Raw genomic sequence first — 20,474 nt, 5'->3', positions numbered from 1 at the left:
TCTTATTAATTAGGTTGTTCGTTGAGTCGGGTAATAAGTACCAACACCAACATCAACATCAACAGAAAATTAAAAGTCTCTTTTGATAAAGAAATTAACGAGTTTCTACTTCGATAACTTTCAAGCTCAGTAATTTATTTGTCCAATTAGTTTTGTCGATTCCATCAACCCAAATAATACGACTATTTCGGGACTCACCTTTACGTAAATAAGTATCAGGTAATCTATAGCTTGCTTGCCAAACATTAATGATTTTTTCAGTTATTTTATTAGCATTATCATCATAAAAACTGACAGCGACCTTAACAATTACAACGCCATCAGCATTATCACTAGATAGGATAAACTTCAAACCAAGCGCTTGATCTCGCCACACAGAATCACTGTAGGCAACTTTTATATCATATTTTACCGCAGTATTTAATAAGCCAGAATGTAACAGGGAAGACTTATTTTTTGAAACTTGTACTGAATTAGAAGCGGTTATTGCAGTTAAATCAACAATGTCGTCTGACGGAATAGCATTATTTGCCTCTTCTACAATATCAGTATTAATAGCGATATATTCCCAAGTGTAATCATCATGCAGTAAGACTGTTGCGCCATTATCAAGCGTAACGGTAGAAACGTTAGCTGCGGATGAACCTAAAGTGACAGAGGCGAGCAATAAAAATAGTGAGTACTGTAGATAACGTAAAGACATAAATTTCAACTTTTATAATTTGATTTGGTATGAAGCATACAGGATATTTATATGAATAATCAAAGTCCTATATAACTATATAACTAGATGAAAATTGAAAAACCTGGAATATCTAAATCTTTGAAGGTTGATATTGTCAGTTATGCATTTATCTATTTATAATATCAAATCTATTAATGGGTGTTCTATTAGTTATTGGTTATTGGTTTTTTAGAAGCGATAGCGAGTTATGCAAGCAATAAAGATAAACCCTAGATGGCCAGTAAAAATCAATTACAGGGTCATTATGATGGCATTAACCAATCTATCTTTTCAATTAACAACCCAATAAATACGTTAATTAGCGACAGCTAAAATTTTTAATATTTGAAAAAAATGGTCATTTTGACAAAACTTCTATTAATTTTAATCCTGTCAATAATCCTGTTATCAATTAGTTTATTTTTATTATCTATTTAATTTTTCTTCACTAAGAAACAACGTTATTTTTAAATTTTAAATTCATGGATGTCTGAGTTTATTTAGCACTTTAAACACAAATACCTTAAAAAACTTTCAAATATGAAGTGTTTTAGGGATTAAACCAAAGTATTAACGTAAATAATGCATGCAAATTACTGTAATCTATACTGCAAAAGATATTGAAGAACTAGTTATGAAACTAATTTATTACGGCCATTATTCTTAGCCACATACAGCTTTTCATCGGCGAGTATTAACATAGATGTAATATCATTTTGTATTCCATGAAATAGACCAATAGATACCGTAATATTAATTTTAACACCCTCATTCTCATAAGGTGTTGATTCTATTTTTTATCTCAAATTTTCAAAAAGATCAATTGCTTTCTTTAATGATAAATCATCAAGAACGACACAGAATTCTTCTCCACCATTTCTCGTAATAAGATCTTTTTTTCTAAAGTTAGATTTTAAAATTTGACTCATTAATCTTAAAACATCGTCACCAATGATATGACCATAGGTGTCATTTACCCGTTTAAAATGATCTATATCTATCATAGCAACTGATAAAAGGCTGTTTGAAATAAGCGCTGATTGTATCATCTGTTTAGATTCAGCTTCTAAAGCACGACGGTTTTTTAATTGGGTAAGGGGATCAATTATCGCTTCAATATTTTTTTCTTTGATGGTATCTAATACTTCAAGAACTTGCATAATACGAAGGTTTAATTGCTCTTTTACAAATGGCTTAGTGATGAAATCATTTGCTCCTTTTTTTAAAAATTCAATAGAAAGTTGGCTATTATAACCATGAGGGGTGATCCCAAGTACTCCAAGTATGGTAGAAGGGAACTGTTCTCGTATATCTTCAACAAGGTCTATACCTTGAATATCACCGCTTATATCTAAATCAATTAAAACGAGTTGAATATCCGCATGAGTTTTTAATAACTCTAACGTCGTTTTTGCATCACTGCTTTGTAAAGAATTTAACCCAAACTGCTTCAAATTATTTGCTAATTTATTACGGAAAGTCTCAGAACCATCTACAATCAATGCTTTTATAAAACTATTTTTATAAACCCGTTCTATTAATCTTGTACTATAAAGTAGATCACTATTCGGCTTTTTGATTAGATATTCAAATACACACTTATCCAGTAATATTTCTCGAATTTCAGCAGAGTATTCTTGTGTATATACAATTGTTGGAATTTTATGTTCAAGTAACAAATCTACACTTTGTCCTTCCATTGCTCCATCAAGAAAATAATCAAGTAGGGCGATAAATACATTCTCTTTATTTATTGCTAGATATTCCTGTAACTGTTCAAAATTTTCTACGCTATCTATAGAATAAGTAAAATTTTTCCTTAGCTCTTCAATCTTACTTTTTAATAATTGAGGATTATCTTCTATTAATAGTATTTTTTTCATTTGAACCTTTTACTCAGTCATCAATTTTTTTTCATATTACATCAAAATCTCCATGGGTGTTACTCGTATGTAAGCTATTGATACATATTATTTAGTTATTAATTACAATAAAAATGGTTCCCCATTTACTTTAAATTATGGTAATCGGTAAACTATCTTTTAGGCATGCTATTTTGCATTTTAGCGGTGGTTTGTTATGAATCAATCTCGCCAATCACAAGTGCCGTTATCTGGCTCGCATGCATTACCTTGATCCAATTTTCAATATCTCTCTTAAAGCTCCCCTAATGAGGCGACTTTATTGGGGTTCACCAATAGAGCACTTATTCCGAAGTTTAAAGTATGAGTAATTGAACTATGAAATATTAAAAAAAAGAAAGCAGTTGAGCTAAGCATTTAAGATTATCTTGATTATCATAATGGTAAACACCCGCATTCAGCTAATGGGTATTTATACCAATCTAAGTAATTATCTAGTCATTTATGCTTGTTAAAATAAATGCTAGCTGCGTTGTTGATTTTATAATGAGAATACTAGTTACTGTAATCAACGTCTTGCTAACATCCATTTTCCCTAACGCAAGAATAGATCATTTATTTATCCAGATTGGTATTATCACCAATTTAATATGAAAATAAAGTCGCTAACTAAAATACTCGATTTTTATTGACCATTGACAAATTAACTAGATAGCTAGATGTAAAGAGTAAGTTGTAAACTAATTATTTAAAATAACGGTCGTTTTTTCACGCACTTGAAAAACGTAAGAAATAATTAATTTAGAAAGGTTTTTTATAAAAACCTTTTCAGAGGAAAAAGTGGCACGAATCTTCCTTAATTATATTCATATATAACATAAATGAGCATTCTGTATATATATGCACCAATTTGACACGATTTAAGAGCTAAAAGTGTGCAAGATATAAGCCTCAAGTAAAAATACATTGGTAACGAAGCCTAAAATAAAGCTATGACACAGCTTTATTTTAGGCTTTTTTTTTAATTTTTTTAGGGATACTTTTTGTATGGAAGACATTTCAGTAGGGCTATTATTTTCAACTGAAGGTTCATATCGTCATATGGGGCGTAGTGCGTTAGAAGGTGCTCTTTTTGCTATTGAACAAATAAATGAAAGTAAATCTTACCCTTTCAAATTGATAGGAGAGTCTGAAAACCCAAAAGGAATTGATGATTCATACATTTCTTCTATTAGACATCTTTTAGATAAAGAAGTGACTCACTTTTTTGGACCGATTACCTCTAGTGCTCGAAAAATATTACTGCCAGAAATTCAAAAAAATAAAGCGATGTTGTGGTTTAGTAGTCCTTACGAGGGGTATGAATGCGAAGAGCAAGTTGTTTATATCGGTCCATGCCCTAATCAAAATCTTATGCCTCTAATGAATTATGCTTTACCAAAATACGGTAATAAAGTCGCTTTAGTCTCTTCTAACTATGTATGGGGCTGGGAAAGTAGCCGGATTGCTAAAGAAATCGTGAGTGTTAATGCTGGAAATGTTGTTTTTGAGGGATTGTTTCATATGCAAGAGACTGATTTTACTCTTTGTATAAATAATATCTTAAAAGACAAACCAAGTTTTATTATTAATAACCTAGTTGGTGAATCAAATTACGCTTTCTTAAAGCAACTTAATGAAGCTTTAAAATATACAGTTATGACAGTGCTTAGCTGTAACTTGACTGAATGTGAACTAGACGTTTTAGGTGAATTACCTAATTTAGCGTTATTAAGTTCAAATCCTTTCTTTGAAACAACGATTCTGCCTGAATTATCTAATAATAATACTTTAACTTCACAAGTAAGGCGCTCTGGATATTTTTGGGCAGCATATCTTTCGATATTTGCATTTGCAAAAGCGATTAAATTATCTGCTTCATTAGATATTGAAAGGGTTCAATCAATTTTACCTGATATCGAATTGGTTAGTCCTAATGGCGAATTAATTAAAATAAATAAAAATCAACATACAAGTTTACCTTGCACTGTTGCCTTAAGAGTTAACGACTACTTTGAAAGCAGGTTAGAAACTCAAATCATAGACCCTAATCCATTTATGTCTTTTCAAAATATAGTCGTAAATCCTAAAGTTATTGAACTTTCAACTTATTCTAAAAGGTTAAAAGCTATATGAAATCTGGAAACCAAGAAATATACGTTTTATCCAACAAAGACCGAGACATTTCTAGCCTGAATAAAGTTGCTAATCGATTGGGTTTTGATATTACTCCATTTAGTCATGCCAATTTACCTAAGAATAATAATGCTGTCATTTTTGACGTTGCAACGGTCCTTGAGTTTAAATGCAAAGCTATTTTTGAGCATAACAGGCCATTAATTGCACTTGTTTCTCATGCAACGCCTTCTGAAATTCAACATGCAATGGAATTAGGTGCATATGCCGTAATAACAAGACCTATACATCAATTAGGGTTGTTATCAGCACTACAAGTTTCCTCTATTTTATCCAAAAAAACAGAGGAAAAAGAAAAGCAATATAACAATCTAAGGCGTAAACATTTATCACGTTGTTCAGTTATTAAAGCGGTAATTTCATTTATGGATGAATTTAACGTTAACGATCAAAAAGCTTATGAAATGATCCGTACCATTTCAATGTCAAAGAACATAGAAGTTGAAACTCTTTGTGAAAATTTAGTTAAAAGTACGAGTTGTAATGATGTTTACAACAAAGGAGCTTAACAATGTTCTTAAAGTTACTTTGTAATAGGCCTTCTAACATTTTTGCTTTGATTGTTGTAATGGTACTTGTTAGTTCTGCAATATTTGCTCCTTTGTTAGCCCCATTCGATCCAACAGAGCAATTCTTTGATGGATTAACTATTGAAGGGGCGCCTTTACCGCCGAATTCAAGGTTTCTTTTAGGTACTGATTTACTAGGTCGAGACCTCTTATCTAGAATTATTTATGGTTCACAAACTTCTTTAGTCATAGGGTTAGTTGCTAATAGTGTTGCCATTTTTATTGGTGTATTAGTTGGGGTAATTGCTGCATATGTAAAAGGTTTTGTGGGCTCAGCATTAATGCGATTTACTGACTTAATAATGGCATTTCCAGCCTTATTATTAGCTATTGCTTTAGCTGCGATATTTACTCCAAGCATCTGGATTGTAGCGATGGTAATTGCATTGGTGAACTGGGTACAAATAGCACGTGTCATTTACTCTGAAACATTAGCTATTAGTGCTAAAGACTTTGTAATGGCTGAAGTATCAATTGGTATTTCCCCTATTAAAATATTGTTTTACCACATACTTCCCCATCTTTTACCTACTATTTTAGTTTGGGCCACATTAGGTATTTCAACGACAGTATTACTTGAAGCAACGCTTTCATATTTAGGTGTAGGTGTTCAGCCTCCTACACCTAGTTGGGGAAATATTATTTTTGAAAATCAAACCTATTTTACTATTTCGCCTTGGCTAGTGTTTATTCCTGGTTCAGTGATTATTTTGCTTTCTTTGAGTTTTAATATTCTTGGGGATGCTTTACGTGATGCATTAGATCCAACACTCAATGGGAGAGATGACGCATGATTAAGTTTCTTATAAAACGAATTTTTTACGCATTTATTATTCTCATCGGTGTGTCAATGATTACTTATGCATTGCTATATCTAATACCCGCAGATCCTGCAAGACAAATTGCTGGGAGAAGTGCAACAGCTGAGACAGTCGCTAATATACGAAGTCAGTTAGGTTTAGACCTTCCTTTTTACCAACAATACCTTCAATACCTGCTCAATATATTACAAGGGGATTTTGGTAGGTCTTGGTTACAAAAAACTGAGGTGTCTACTTTAATCGCTGCGCGCTTACCTGCTTCTCTGGAGTTAATGGCAGCAGGAATTTTAATAGAGCTAGTTATTGGCCTATCACTAGGAATTGTTGCTGCACTTAAGCGAAACACTATTATTGACCGAGCTGTCATGATCTCATCATTTGTCGGTGTTTCGGCTCCTCAGTTTGTAGCTGCCATGTTATTTCTTTATATATTTTCCATAAAACTTGCTTGGTTCCCAATCGGTGGTTATGGAGAATTTAAAAATCTTATTTTACCTGCTTTCACATTGGGCATTTTAGGATGTGGTTGGTATTCACGTATGTTTCGCTCTTCAATGATAGAAGTGTTACATCAAGATTTTGTTCGTACAGCTAGAGCAAAAGGCCTGAGTAATTTTCAGGTAATAACTCGTCACATTATTCCAAATTCATTGCTCCCTATCATATCAATGATAGGGATTGATATTGGGATTTTTGTTGGAGGGTTGGTTGTGGTTGAGTCAGTTTTTGGCTGGCCAGGAATAGGTCAATTAGCATGGCAAGCAATACAGAGAGTAGATACGCCAATTATCGTTGCAGTAACGTTGGTATCAGCGTTTGCAATAGTAATTGGTAATTTAATTGCTGATTTGATTGCACCATTAATAGACCCAAGAATCGATATTAAAAGTATGTAAATTCAAAAAACAAGGAAGAACTATGAAAAAATCACACTTATTAAATACGTTGTTTTTATGTTTAAGCGTAGGTTCAGTTCAAGCAGCAGAAATCAAACAAGGTGGCTCTATGATCGTTACCTATAAAGATGATGTTTCAACTTTAGATCCTGCCATTGGCTACGATTGGCAAAATTGGTCAATGATTAAAAGCATTTTTGATGGTTTGTTAGATTACAAACCAGGAACTACTGAATTAGAACTTGATTTAGCTAAAAGCTATACGATCTCTGATGATGGACTAATTTATACGTTTAAATTAAAACCTAGTGTTAAATTTCATAATGGTAGAGAAATGACCGCAGTTGATGTTAAATATTCAATTGAACGAACAATCATGCCAACAACTCAAAGTCCTGGTGCGGGTTTTTATGGTTCAATTGATGGTTTTGATGAACTTAACCAAGGCAAAGTTAAAACACTTAATAGTATTAAAGTCATCAATGATCATGAAATTCAATTTAACCTTAAACAACCAGATGCAACCTTTTTACACGTGCTTGCCTTAAATTTCTCATCCGTTGTTCCAAAAGAAGAAGTTATTAAATGGGGGCTCGATTTCGGTAAACATCCTGTTGGAACAGGTGCATTTTTCCTCGATGAATGGAAAACCGGACAATCTCTATCCTTAAAACGTAATACGAGCTATAACAAAAATGGTTTACCTTACTTGGATGATATTAAATTTGAGTTTGGCCAAGAGCCTGTCGTTGCTTTACTACGACTTGAACAAGGAGATGTTGATTTAGCAGGGGATGGGATCCCACCTGCAAAATTTTTACAGCTTAAAAACGATCCTAAATATAAAGATTCAATCGTAGTCGGAGATCAATTACATACTGGTTATGTCACTATGAATGTTGAAATTGCTCCTTTTAATAAACTAGCTGTACGTCAAGCCGTTAACATGGCAGTTAATAAAGATCGTATCGTACGAATTATTAATGGGCGAGCAGTACCTGCAAATCAGCCTTTACCACCTGCAATGCCTGGTTACTCAAAAGAGTATAAAGGCTATGAATTTGATATAGATAAAGCAAAATCACTACTTAAAGAGAATGGTCTTAGTGATGGTTTTACTACACAACTATATGTTTCCAATACAGAGCCTCAACCTCGTATAGCACAAGCTATCCAACAAGATTTATCTAAAATAGGCATCACTGTTGAAATTAAATCGCTAGCCCAAGCGAATGTAATAGCAGCAGGTGGGGATAAAACCCAAGCACCGATGATATGGTCTGGTGGTATGGCTTGGATTGCTGATTTTCCAGATCCATCTAATTTTTATGCGCCAATATTAGGTTGTGCTGGAGCAGTAGAAGGCGGTTGGAATTGGTCTTGGTACTGTAATGAAGAGTTAGATAAGAAAGCAAATTTAGCTGATTCTATGGCGAAGCCAGAAGACCAAGATAAGCGTACTAAACTTTGGGAAGAAATATATTTAGAAGTGATGGCTGATGCTCCTTGGGTACCTGTATTTAATGAACGCCGTTTTACAATCCGTTCTCAACGTTTGGGTGGTGCAGATGCAATCTTCGTAGATCCAGTACATGTTCCTGTTAACTATGATCATGTGTGGGTGAAAGATGTGCAATAAATGTAATGATTTAATAAGAACAATCCATAGTGAGAACCATCACTTTGGTTGGGATAATAGTATTGAGCCTGTGCACAGAATAAAACCTGGTACGACATTGGAGTTCCAATGTTTAGATAGCTCAGGAGGGCAGTTAAATAAGCACTCAAATTTATCAGATCTTACTGATTTAGATTTTAGTCTTATAAACCCTGTTACAGGCCCCATTTATGTAGATGGGGCTAAACCTGGAGATTTATTAAAAGTCACCGTGCACGAGTTTAAAGCAAGTGGATTTGGTTGGACTGCTAATATACCGGGGTTTGGTTTACTGTCAGATCAATTTAAAGAGCCTGTATTAAATATTTGGGACTACGATGCAAATAAACCTACAACCAGTGCTTTTGGTAAATTTGCTAATGTGCCACTTAAACCTTTTGCTGGAACAATGGGAGTTGCACCAGCCGAATTAGGCTTACACTCAGTTGTACCGCCTAGGCGTGTAGGTGGTAATCTTGATATTAGAGATTTAAGTGCAGGAACAACGCTATATTTACCGATAGAAGTGGAGGGTGCTTTGTTTTCAGTCGGGGATACTCATGCAGCTCAAGGCGATGGTGAAGTCTGTGGCACTGCGATTGAAAGCCCAATGGATGTCGTATTGGAATTTGATGTCGTCAATAACAAATCAATAACATCACCTTTCTTTACCACGCCAGGTCCAGTTACTAGGCATCTTGATGGTAAAGGATACCAAGTAACAACGGGTATAGGGACTGATATGTTCGAAGGGGCGCGTAATGCTCTAATGCAAATGGTCGATTTGTTAAGTCATCAGCATAATATGCCTCCAGAACAAGCATATATGTTGTGCTCTGTTTGTGGAGATTTACGTATCAGTGAAATAGTAGACGCACCTAATTGGGTTGTCAGCTTCTATTTTCCTAATATTGTCTTTGAGTAAAGAAATAAGCGCATTGTTTTTCAATGCGCTTTTTTAATGGGATAACAATATTTATGGATAAATTATTATCAGTCGACGGCTTACATATTGGTGTAGGTAAAAAAGATAAATATATTGAAATCGTAACAGATTTAAATTTTACTCTGGAAAAAGGCAAAACCCTATGTATTGCGGGTGAATCAGGCAGTGGTAAATCATTATCAAGTTTAGCCATTATGGGGCTTTTACCGAAAGCGGTTAATGTATCTAAAGGATCAATTAACTTTAATAATAAAGACCTACTTAAATGTTCAGAGAAACAGATGCAAAAAATTCGTGGTCAAGATATTGCCATGATATTTCAAGAGCCAATGACATCATTGAATCCTTTAATGACAAATGGCTATCAATTGATAGAAGCGATAAGATCAAATCAAATCTGCTCATTTTCAGAAGCGAAACATAAAGCGTTACAAATATTTGATGCTGTAAAAATTCCACAAGCAGCTAAAAGGTTCAATCAATATCCACATGAAATATCAGGAGGAATGAGGCAAAGAGTGATGATAGCCATCGCTTTATCTTGTAATCCGAAAATCCTAATTGCTGACGAACCAACAACTGCGTTAGATGTAACAATTCAGGCCCAAATTTTAACGTTATTAAGGGAGTTACAGCAAGATTTTAATACTGGTTTGCTGATGATTACCCATGATATGGGAGTGGTAGCTGAAATGGCAGATGATGTCATTGTCATGAATAGAGGTATTGTTGAAGAAACGGGTAGTTTAACTAAGGTTTTTTCTTCACCCGATTCAAAATATACACAAAAATTATTGAACTCAGTGCCTAAATTAGGGGAAGCCCAACATTTAAAACAAATAGAACATCAAGAACCATTATTAGAAGTAAAGGATTTGTCAGTTAGATTTCCTGTAAAAAAATCTTTCTTAAGCCGAATAAATTATGAAGTAAGGGCGGTTAGTAATATTAATTTTAACATCATGCCAGGTGAAACATTGGGACTTGTGGGGGAAAGTGGGTGTGGAAAATCAACAACCGGCAAAGCAATCATGAACTTAATTGATTTTGAAGGAAGTGTTAAATTAGAACAATCAGAAATGAATGGTTTATTGGGCGCAACATTAAGGAATAAACGTAAAGATATACAAATGATTTTTCAAGACCCATATGCTTCATTAAATTCAAGAAAACGAATCGTTGATTTAATTGCTGAGCCATTATTACTACATAAAATAGTAACAAAACATAAAGTAAGGCAGCGTGTGTCAGAGTTATTAATTCAAGTTGGTTTAGATGACAGTGCTTTAGACAGATATCCCCATCAATTTTCTGGCGGTCAACGCCAACGTATTTCTATTGCTAGAGCAATTGCATCAGCACCTAAAATAATCATCGCAGATGAGTCTGTATCGGCTTTAGACGTAACAGTTCAGGCACAAATTTTAACGTTATTACATGATTTGCAAAAAACACTAGGTATTAGTTATCTATTTATTTCACATGATATGGCTGTTATTGAACAAATATGCCATCGAGTAGCAGTAATGGATTGTGGTAAAATAGTTGAAATGGGGCCCACTGAACAAGTTGTTCAGAACCCTCGACATAGCTATACACAAAGGCTCATGCAGGCGGTGCCTATCGCTAAATTGAATAGTAGACGTGATTTTAAGTCATTGCTAGATATTCATGAATTAGTGAATCCTATTTATTTGAGTAATGCAAAAGAAGAGTTAGTTCGTTATCAAATTTTCAATGGTAACCATCAAGTCGCAATTAATTAGTTTGTAGCTTATTTTGTGATGCTAATGATGCTAATGATGCTATTTTGCGACAGCTATCAACTAATCTATCGGTTCTAATAACAGGTTTAGTGATAATGTGACTTCAGAAATAAATTATTAGCAAGTTGTTAACATAGATAATGAAGTGATGGCAATGCTGAGCGGTAATAATCAATCAATATCAATTATTCTCCTTTTTATCAAATACATGAAGATGTTCATAAATGGATCATCGTGGTGCTAGCTGCACTTTTAATGCTCCTTATCTTCACTCAAATAAGCTATTTTTTGTACTCTTAATATATTGCCATTAATAATGATATTTCCTCATAAGTTGTTAATTTAAATAGCGTTGTTTTTAATTTTGTGAGCTCGTCTTTGTGTTGGCTCCAAATTTGCTTTAACAAAATAAATATGAAAAAACTTACAACAGAAAATTAAAAAAACAATAGCAAATTGTTAACACTCTCCAACATTAATAATGGAGTTTTGATAATGCTTAGATCAAACGAAAAATGAGACTTATTCTACTTATCCACCACCAATTTGACTGAATATTAGAGAAGTGAAATTCTTAATGATGTTCTTAATTATCAGCCAATAACTCTGCTCTAACTTTAATAAATCACTGAACTAACTGGAAACAAAGGAATGAACATGAAATCACTTAAAAAACTATTAACAATGTCATTAATCGCCACTGCGGTAATGTCTACTAGTACCTCCATTAGTGCTGCTGAAAAAGATTGGCGCATGGCAACACCATGGTCAGGCGGTCCTTGGTTAGAGCGTGATGCTCAAAATTTTGCAAATCACGTGAACATGCTGAGTAACGGTGACTTTAATATCAAAGTATTTCCAGGTGGCACCTTAGGCAGTGCATTAAAAGTGACTGAAACGGTAAAGTCAGGAGTCGCACAGTTAAGCCATAATTATATTAGCTATGACTATGGCGTAGATCCAACGACATCATTACTCGCTGGACACTCAAGTGGATTAACACCAGAAGAGTTTATGTTATGGATATATAAAGGTGGCGGTCTTGAACTATACGAACAATTTCGTTTAGAAAAATCTAAAGTTGTCGCGTTTCCTTGTTCAGTTTTAGGTACTGAAATTTTTCTTCACTCAAGTAAAAAAGTGCAAACGCTGGAAGATTTTCAAGGTTTACGTCTAAGAACGTCAGGTGCATGGGCTGAAATCGCCTCTCGCTTGGGAGCATCTACGGTTGTTATGGCAGGTAGTGAAATTTATAGTGCACTTGAACGTGGCGTAATTGATGCTGCTGAATGGGGAAGCCCAGAACTGAATAAGCCGACTGGTTTTCATGAAGTTGCTAAATACGTAATGGTTCCTGGTGTGCATCAATCTGGTGGTGTACTTGAATGTCAGGTAAACAAACGCAAATGGGATAGTTTAAACGAGCAAGAGCAAAACGTGCTACGCAGCTCAGCTAAACTCTCTGTATTCGATTCATGGCTTGCATCTTCATACGCTGATTTAGCCGCTTACCAAGAATTAAAAGATGGTAAGAACGAAATCGTTAATTTAGACCCTAGCTTTATCACCAAAATTCTTGAAGAAACAATGGCATGGGAAGACGAAAACGCTGCAAAAAATCCTTGGTTTGCAAAAGTGCTGACTTCTCAGCGTAAGTTTAAAGAAGATATGAATAACTGGTCAGAGTATCGCCTAAAAATTGGAGAATCAGAACTATAAAAAATAAGGGAAGTGGCTGAATTACGGTCTCTTCCCTTTTTTTCACCTATTCGGATCAGTCACATTAGGAATACCATGATTCATATCAAGATAATAAAAATAATAGAAATGACAACACGGTTTTTTGGTGGCATTGCAGCACTATTAATACTACCGCTTGTTGCTGCATTGATTATCGAAGTTTTTAGCCGACATGTTTTAGGCTCGCCGACTGTTTGGGCATTTGAAATTAGCTATATGGTAATGGGGACTCTTTTCGTACTTGGAATGGCGAATGCGCTTCGCCTAAAGCAACATGTAAGTGTAGATTTACTCACCATGAAAATGCCAATCAGAGTCGTTGCGTTTATTCGAATGGTATTTTACTTCATGTTGTTGCCAATCCTCATGTGGCTAACATGGGAGCTGGCTTATTATTTTTATGAGGCTTTTGAAAGTGGTGAACGTTCTGGACGCTCAGCATGGAATCCAATCGTTTGGCCTATTTACTTTACTTGGTTCTTAGGATTTTTATTGCTAGTTCTGCAACTGATTGCAGAGCTTATTAAAGCCATCTCCACCCTGACTAGTGGAAAAGAGGATGACTTAATATGAATGAGTTTCTACCTATTTTAATGTTTCCTGTACTTATCTTATTTATCTTTGCAGGTGTTCAGATTGCTTTTGCAATGCTTCTAACAGCCGCTATTTTCGGCTTAATAATGTTTGGTGACGTAACAGCCTATCAACTACTAACAAAAATTGAAGAAACTGCATCCAACTCTATATTGGCTGCGGTTCCGTTATTTATATTTATGGGGGCTATGTTAGAAAAATCTGGCATAGCAGAGCGACTGTTTCACGCTATACATTTATGGACAAAGCGTCTTCCGGGTGGAATTGGTGTAGGGACTATTATCCTTGGTGCTATATTTGCAGCGTCAAGTGGTGTTGTCGGTGCAACCGAAGCGGTTATTGGTCTACTGACTATTCCTGTCATGCTGAAACACCAATATGATAAACGCTTACTATCAGGGGTCATTTGCGCAAGTGGTTCGTTAGGTACTGCTATTCCGCCTTCTATTACCGTCATTGTGCTAGGGCCAGTTGCAGGAATATCAGTGGGTCAGTTATTTAATGGTTTGCTTATACCTGGCCTATTAATGGCTGCTTTATTTATTATCTATGTCATTGCCATCGCGTATTTTAAACCCAACATGGCACCAAGAGAAATAGATAATGAACCCGGCGTCTCATTGGCTGAAAGATTGAAAGTCACCGTTACAGCAATCATTCCCGCAGCTGCTCTGATCTTTACGGTTCTCGGTACTATTTTACTGGGGCTGGCAACACCAACTGAAGCATCAGCTTGTGGTGCATTAGGCGCTGTTATTTTGTCTGTTTGTTATAGAAGCTGCAAATTAAAGGTCCTTTGGGAATCGATGCTGAGCACCGTAAATATCACAGCAATGATTTTACTGATCGTAATGGCTGGTAACATGTTTGCAGGTATCTTCTTTGCGACAGGTGGCATGCAAACCGTGCAATCACTGCTAACAGGGTCTGGTTTCAGTCCAACTACCGTCCTTGGCTTGATTCTTTTCATTGCCTTTATTGCAGGTTTTTTACTGGATATGATGTCGGTTGTGCTGATCATTATTCCAGTTGCCATTCCAATTGTCCGTTTGTTAGGTTTTGACGACATTTGGTTCTGTGTTGCGTTCTTAGTGGTATTACAAACCAGCTACCTAACGCCGCCACTCGCCCCGTCAATCTTCTATTTAAGAGCTATTTCACCGCCGAGTATAACGCTAAAACACATGTACGCGGGTGTCGTTCCTTTTATCTGTATTCAACTGGTTGTTCTATTTGTCATACTCGCTTTTCCAGAAACAGCACTCTGGTTACCGCGTATTCTTGGCGCTAAAGACTGGTAATTTAGCAAAAGTATAACCCAGTAGCCATGTTGCTCTGGGTTATACAAAAGCTGAACACCATGACGAATAACTAAGTTGATGTCTCTATACCAATACAACATTCCCATAATTTACGACATGCTAGGCATTCAATTCATATTAAAAATATTGCTCTAGCAAATATTCGTGAGAACCACGTACACAATCATCCCCTGTGTCAGCATCAATTAACTATTGCGAAGTGCATGCATTATTTAAATTGATGGTGAAAATAGCGTGACGAATAATCACTATGCATGCCTAGTAGCTGTCAGTAAAACTCATTTGTAAATAATTATTTATCAAAGGAAATCATAAAATGCATGTAATCGAAGCGTCTGAAGTTCATCAGACAATGAATTTTGAAGAATTGATCCCTGCAATAGAGCAAACGTTTGCAGGTAATCACGGTATGCCGCAGCGTAATGTATTTTCTTTGGAAGAGGGCAATGACCATGGTGATGGATTTGCCGTATTACCCGCTTGGAACAACAAAGCAATTGGCGTTAAAGCCTTTACCCATTTCCCTGAAAACGGTCCTAAGGGGCTAGATCGCTTATATTCAAAGATTTTAATGTTTAAACGCGAAACTGGAGAGCCTTTAGCTTTAGTTGACGGTTCCAGTGTTACTTACTGGCGAACCGCAGCCGTCTCTGCTTTGGGTAGTCAATATCTGTCACGTAAAAATGCTAGCCGTTTATTAGTTTGTGGTACCGGTTATCTAGCGTCGTATATGGCATTAGCTCATTCTAGCGTTAGACCCATTACCCATATAAATATTTGGGGGCGTAGTTTAGAAAAATCTGAAAAAGTGGCAGAGCAGGTACGTAAAAAACGCCCAGACATAACCGTTGTAGCCATTACCGATCTTGAAAGTGCGGCAGGTCAAGCAGATATCATTAGCTGTGCGACGGGTGCTGGCGAGCCATTAATTTTAGGTGAATGGGTAAAACCGGGTACGCACACGGATTTTGTCGGAAATCATTCACCAAACCGTCGTGAATGTGACACAACTTTAATTACCAAAGCCAATGTTTTTGTTGATAGCCGCTTAAATGTATTAAGTGAAGCAGGTGAGTTATTAATACCTATCGAAGAAGGTGTGTTTAGTAAAGGTGATGTCAAAGCTGAGTTGGCCGAACTTGCCAGAGGTCAACATCAAGGACGACAAACAGAAGAAGAAATTACCGTTTTTAAAACCGTCGGGACTGCACTGTCTGATTTAGCGGCGGCTTGTTTAGTCGTAGATAAATTAACCCATTAATATGTTCAGGTGATCAAGGAGTGACTGGAATCAGCCATTCCTTTATAGAAAAGCGCTAATGGGTGAGCCCATTGAGATGTTGATAATAAAAAATTATTTTATTTGTTAAATAAGATAATTTAAAGATTTAGTAAATTTAAAACCTTAAAAAGATACTTTTATTATATCTTTAGTGATATTAAATAAGCGAGCTATGTCACATTTTTAATGGTAATGATTATTGTTGCTTAATTTGAGTAGGTAGTATGATCACGCTCTTTTAAGAGTATCGACCTTACTTATTAAGTTTTTTGATAAATGAGAATCATTTTTTAAATATATGAGTCTATTATGAATATTACAAAATTGTTAGGAGGAGGCCTCATCGCGATAGCCTCTTTTTCATCCAATGTTTCTTTTGCTGCTAGTTCAGTGCCTCACGATTCTCTTGAGCCGATATTTGGCCTTACAAATACACTTACACAACGTTATCTACCGTTATTAAATATTGGCGATGGTTGTCACCCTTATACGGCTGTTGATGCCGATGGTAACTGGAATGCAGGGCTAAAAGATTCGGGTAGTAATGGCGGGAATTGTAGCTTAGATACCAAGCAACAAGTTTATGTGCGTGGTGTTGAAATAAACGATACGGTAACTGCAATTATGTATGCCTATTACTTTCCTAAAGATAATGGATATTTAGTTGCCTCAATCGGTCATCGTCATGATTGGGAATATGTGATGGTGTTTGTTGAAAATTACAATGATACTTATAACTCAAGCAATGAAAAAATAATAGGTGCAGTGTATTCAGCCCATGGCGGTCTTTCTGCAAGCACAAACCCTAATCGTGGTGGCAATAACAATACCCATATATACATAAACTATGATTTTCATGGGAGTGTTACGCACAGCTTTGCTGAAGGGTCTAAAGGTTCAGTTGATAAACATAGAGCTATTATCTGGGGATTGATGACAGATGCTGCTAGAAATTCCTTAAATATTAGAGATTTTGGAAATGCGGTAGTACCAGTAAGAAATAGAGATAATAAATTTCAAAATGAAGTAGAAAAAGCGAAAGATGCTCTAGGGTTATAAGGTATTTTCGTAATAATAACTCACTCATTATATTTACTATTTACTATTTACTACTAAATGTTTGAATGATTTTTTTTGAGTTCAACACGCCTTAAAATCTACTCATGTTTTAAGGCGTTTTCAATCATCGACCTTAACTATTAAAGTGATGCTATTTTGATTCTTTCTCGTCTTATTAAAACGCTATTCATAGTACTGTTAACTACTTTTTTACTCATTGTATTACTTAAAAACGTCATCTTTGATGAGTCAAAAAAATCAACTATATCAACTACTCTTAATCATCAAACTACCTCAATGCTGCCTCATAATGAAATGAATCATAATGATAAAAATCGTTATCAAAACGTAAGTGATAGTTCGGAACCAATCACCTTACTTCAACAAGTTATTGTTGCTGGTAATAAGCAATACACAGAGACTCAATACAAGGCATTCTTTGTGCTATGGATGTCGAAAGAGCCTGAAAGTGTAATGGCTTATCTATTAAATTTAAAAGATGAGAATTTTCGTTTCTCCATGTTGTTATTAGCGATGACGGCTTGGTCTGATAGCGACTCTGATGCCCTCAATACATGGTTATTAACGACGAAGACGGGTACTACATTAGACTTTGTGATTGTTGAGTTGTCTCAGAATATTAGTATTTCACCGCAGTTGGCTATTCAATATACTGAAAAAATAAATGAGATTGATTTACGTAATAAATCAATCTTTAATATCATACAAAAATGGGTAGACACGGATATATTTGATGCAGTTGGCTGGGTTAGTCAAAACAATGTCGCATATCAACAATACGGACTACCAATATATAGTCTAGTGATTGAAGAGGATATAGATGTTGCACTTTCATCTTTGTATTTATTATCAGATAAAGACCCGTCAATTACTGCTGCCATCATCGATGCAATCACCACTAAAACATTTCAATTAGTTAGCGAAGAGGGATTTGATGCTGATAATATTGCTTTAGCGCTATTGTCATTACCCCATAATGACTTCAATGACACTATTATCGAAGCTATTTTGCCACTTATTTTATCTCATAGTACGACCGACAATACGATATCACTTATCGATAATATATCGAATGATGAAGTTCGTGATGCGATGCAACAAAAGATGGTAGGGATATTAATGCGTAGCGATATTCCAACAGCTTTAAATTATATTGATTATTTTGAAAGTGATGACAAGCGTCAGCAAGCATTTGATACGATCATCTATCATTGGGCGGAACAAGACTTGTCTGCAGCCAGTGATTGGCTATCATCCGTTGATATAGGTAATAGTGACGCAGGATTTTCTTTGGCTCAAATCGCTGTACAACAAAATGACATTAACATTGCTCAAAAATGGATAAAAGAAATTAAAAATAATTATGATGTAGACGAAATGCACTATCTTATTTTTACTCAATTATACCAAGAGAATACAGACTCAGCGTTAGATTATCTTAATGATCAGACTGATTTTTCTGAGCAAGAGATACACACGATTTTAAGCTCTATGAATAGTAACTAAATTACCTATTATCATGAGTGATTAAAGAGTATTTTGCATAGCACGATTGCTCATAAGGCTTCATCAGTTTGGTTAGGAACAGATGAATTGTTCGCTCTATTTTCAAGTTGTAGTGACAAAGTAGGCAAAGTAATACCGCTACAGCGCAAACTATTTTAGTTAGTTTCTTGATGTTCTTCGTGCAGCGAAGGGACTTTGTGGTTGCTTGTTGTCTTTTAAAATCAAAAACCGATTTAACCACGAAGGCTTTAAGGGTGGAGAAGGTTAATTCAAAACATTTATTGTAAGGGTTTTCTTCGTGTCCTTCGTGCAGCGAAGCTACTTTGTGGTTGCTTGTTGTCTTTTAAAATCAAAAAACTATTTAACCACGAAGGTTTGAAGGGTGGAGAAGGTTAATTCAAAACATTTATTGTAAGGGTTTCTTCATGTCCTTCGTGTAGCGACTTCGTAATTACTTGTCATCTTTTGAAATCAAAAATCGATTTAACCACGAAGGTTTGGGTTAATTCAAAACATTTATTGTAAGGGGTTTCTTAGTGTCCTTCGTGCAGCGTAGCGGCTTCGTGGTTACTTGTTGTCTTTTAAAATCAAAAACCGATTTAACCACGAAGGGTGGGGAAGGTTAATTCAAAATAGATATACAGAAAAAACTACCAATTCGAGTCTGAAAAATGAGTAAATACGATCAAGCGAAAAGTACTGGACACTCAGTGGATTTAGATCGTAAAAGATTGATTTTGTTGCGATCAACTATTGGCTGTCCACAACTTTATTTATAGACAGGCATAAAAAAGGCTACCGTTTAGATAGCCCTAATTACTGCGATTAACGCATGTTATGACAATAAGGAGTTATTTATGCGCTATTACTGAAATTTCAATTTGCGCTCCGAGTGGTAACTCTTTTACTGCTAATGCAACTCTAGCAGGATATGGTTTACTAAAGTATTCTGCGTATACTTTATTCATTTCTGAGTAAGCTTTAATATCTTCAAGATATACCGTTGCTTTAACAACATTACTTAAGTTTAACCCTTCTTTTGTCAAAAGCATTTTTATTTTATCAAGCACAATACGTGTTTCTTTTTGTATTGTAGGTTTTTCACCTCGTTCTGCTTTTAAAGCAATCTGCCCTGAAAGGTAAACTGTATCACCAGCTACTCTATAAGGTGAAAAAGGAAGTTCAGCAGAGACAACTTGTGAACCAAACAAAACCAACATTAAACTAAAAATAACTTTTTTCATAAAAAATCCTTTTTTAAAGGGGATATGCATGACGCATAAAAGAAATTTATACTATCTTAGAATAAGCATGATGTTAAGTATATTGTCGCCCCCATTGGAGTTTGTACAACCCTTTAATCCCATTTATGGCTCAATTTAATCAATTAGTTAATAAAAAAATAACCTATTTAATCTCAAGTAAATGTAAGTTACTGTTAATGTTATTTTTATTTAAATAAACAGGCTGAAAA

15 protein-coding genes and 1 pseudogene are annotated in these 20,474 nt (G+C 35.2%); 13 read left to right on the top strand and 3 right to left on the bottom strand.

Features of this window, described 5'->3' with window-relative positions:
- Window positions 1–94: 94 nt before the first annotated feature.
- Together GQR59_RS08620 and GQR59_RS08610 are read right to left on the bottom strand one after the other, a co-directional pair.
- Window positions 95–703 carry a DUF3157 family protein gene (locus GQR59_RS08620; protein ID WP_160061647.1) on the bottom strand — a complete coding sequence of 203 codons (609 nt, stop codon included), beginning with the start codon at window positions 701–703 and terminating at the stop codon, window positions 95–97.
- Between the two features lie 653 nt (window positions 704–1,356).
- Window positions 1,357–2,424, bottom strand: a pseudogene (locus tag GQR59_RS08610) (GGDEF domain-containing response regulator).
- A gap of 1,209 nt (window positions 2,425–3,633) precedes the next feature.
- Here GQR59_RS08610 and GQR59_RS08605 point away from each other — a divergent pair.
- The 13 genes from GQR59_RS08605 (at window position 3,634) to GQR59_RS08545 (ending at window position 19,000) form a co-directional block, all read left to right on the top strand.
- Window positions 3,634–4,761 carry a transporter substrate-binding protein gene (locus GQR59_RS08605; protein ID WP_160061643.1) on the top strand — a complete coding sequence of 376 codons (1,128 nt, stop codon included), beginning with the start codon at window positions 3,634–3,636 and terminating at the stop codon, window positions 4,759–4,761.
- Complete coding sequence (locus GQR59_RS08600) at window positions 4,758–5,330, top strand: ANTAR domain-containing response regulator (protein WP_160061641.1); 573 nt, start codon at window positions 4,758–4,760, stop codon at window positions 5,328–5,330. Before GQR59_RS08605 ends, GQR59_RS08600 begins: the two co-directional genes overlap by 4 nt.
- Before the next feature lie 2 nt (window positions 5,331–5,332).
- The gene (locus GQR59_RS08595; protein WP_160061639.1) at window positions 5,333–6,184 is read left to right on the top strand and encodes an ABC transporter permease; all 852 of its coding nucleotides are present in this window, start codon (window positions 5,333–5,335) and stop codon (window positions 6,182–6,184) included.
- Window positions 6,181–7,107, top strand: coding sequence for an ABC transporter permease (locus tag GQR59_RS08590; protein ID WP_160061637.1), 927 nt, complete (start codon window positions 6,181–6,183; stop codon window positions 7,105–7,107). The genes GQR59_RS08595 and GQR59_RS08590 overlap by 4 nt, the downstream gene beginning before the upstream one ends.
- A gap of 22 nt (window positions 7,108–7,129) precedes the next feature.
- Window positions 7,130–8,746, top strand: a complete 1,617-nt coding sequence (locus GQR59_RS08585) for an ABC transporter substrate-binding protein (RefSeq protein WP_160061635.1) — start codon at window positions 7,130–7,132, stop codon at window positions 8,744–8,746.
- The gene (locus tag GQR59_RS08580; protein ID WP_160061633.1) at window positions 8,736–9,689 is read left to right on the top strand and encodes an acetamidase/formamidase family protein; all 954 of its coding nucleotides are present in this window, start codon (window positions 8,736–8,738) and stop codon (window positions 9,687–9,689) included. The genes GQR59_RS08585 and GQR59_RS08580 overlap by 11 nt, the downstream gene beginning before the upstream one ends.
- Window positions 9,690–9,742: 53 nt before the next feature.
- On the top strand, window positions 9,743–11,476 hold the full coding sequence (locus GQR59_RS08575) for an ABC transporter ATP-binding protein (protein WP_160061631.1): 1,734 nt from the start codon (window positions 9,743–9,745) through the stop codon (window positions 11,474–11,476).
- A gap of 657 nt (window positions 11,477–12,133) precedes the next feature.
- Window positions 12,134–13,195, top strand: a complete 1,062-nt coding sequence (gene dctP / locus GQR59_RS08570; RefSeq protein ID WP_025563024.1) for a TRAP transporter substrate-binding protein DctP — start codon at window positions 12,134–12,136, stop codon at window positions 13,193–13,195.
- A gap of 75 nt (window positions 13,196–13,270) precedes the next feature.
- Window positions 13,271–13,789, top strand: coding sequence for a TRAP transporter small permease subunit (locus GQR59_RS08565; protein ID WP_037048033.1), 519 nt, complete (start codon window positions 13,271–13,273; stop codon window positions 13,787–13,789).
- Window positions 13,786–15,111: a TRAP transporter large permease gene (locus tag GQR59_RS08560; RefSeq protein ID WP_160061629.1), complete on the top strand. Its 1,326-nt coding sequence runs from the start codon at window positions 13,786–13,788 to the stop codon at window positions 15,109–15,111. Before GQR59_RS08565 ends, GQR59_RS08560 begins: the two co-directional genes overlap by 4 nt.
- A 337-nt stretch (window positions 15,112–15,448) precedes the next feature.
- On the top strand, window positions 15,449–16,393 hold the full coding sequence (locus GQR59_RS08555; RefSeq protein ID WP_160061627.1) for an ornithine cyclodeaminase family protein: 945 nt from the start codon (window positions 15,449–15,451) through the stop codon (window positions 16,391–16,393).
- Window positions 16,394–16,723: 330 nt separating this feature from the next.
- Complete coding sequence (locus tag GQR59_RS08550; RefSeq protein ID WP_160061625.1) at window positions 16,724–17,473, top strand: NPP1 family protein; 750 nt, start codon at window positions 16,724–16,726, stop codon at window positions 17,471–17,473.
- Window positions 17,474–17,629: 156 nt separating this feature from the next.
- Window positions 17,630–19,000 (top strand): hypothetical protein, encoded by a 1,371-nt coding sequence (locus GQR59_RS08545; RefSeq protein ID WP_236546694.1) that lies wholly within the window; start codon window positions 17,630–17,632, stop codon window positions 18,998–19,000.
- Window positions 19,001–19,851: 851 nt separating this feature from the next.
- Here GQR59_RS08545 and GQR59_RS08540 read toward each other — a convergent pair.
- Window positions 19,852–20,244 carry a RidA family protein gene (locus GQR59_RS08540; protein WP_160061621.1) on the bottom strand — a complete coding sequence of 131 codons (393 nt, stop codon included), beginning with the start codon at window positions 20,242–20,244 and terminating at the stop codon, window positions 19,852–19,854.
- Window positions 20,245–20,474: the final 230 nt, after the last annotated feature.

It is taken from the genome of Psychromonas sp. L1A2 (genome assembly GCF_009828855.1).
In the GTDB taxonomy this organism is placed as follows: domain Bacteria; phylum Pseudomonadota; class Gammaproteobacteria; order Enterobacterales; family Psychromonadaceae; genus Psychromonas.
The sequence above is the reverse complement of the archived record's forward strand: the minus strand, read 5'-3'. Positions and strand labels throughout refer to the sequence as shown.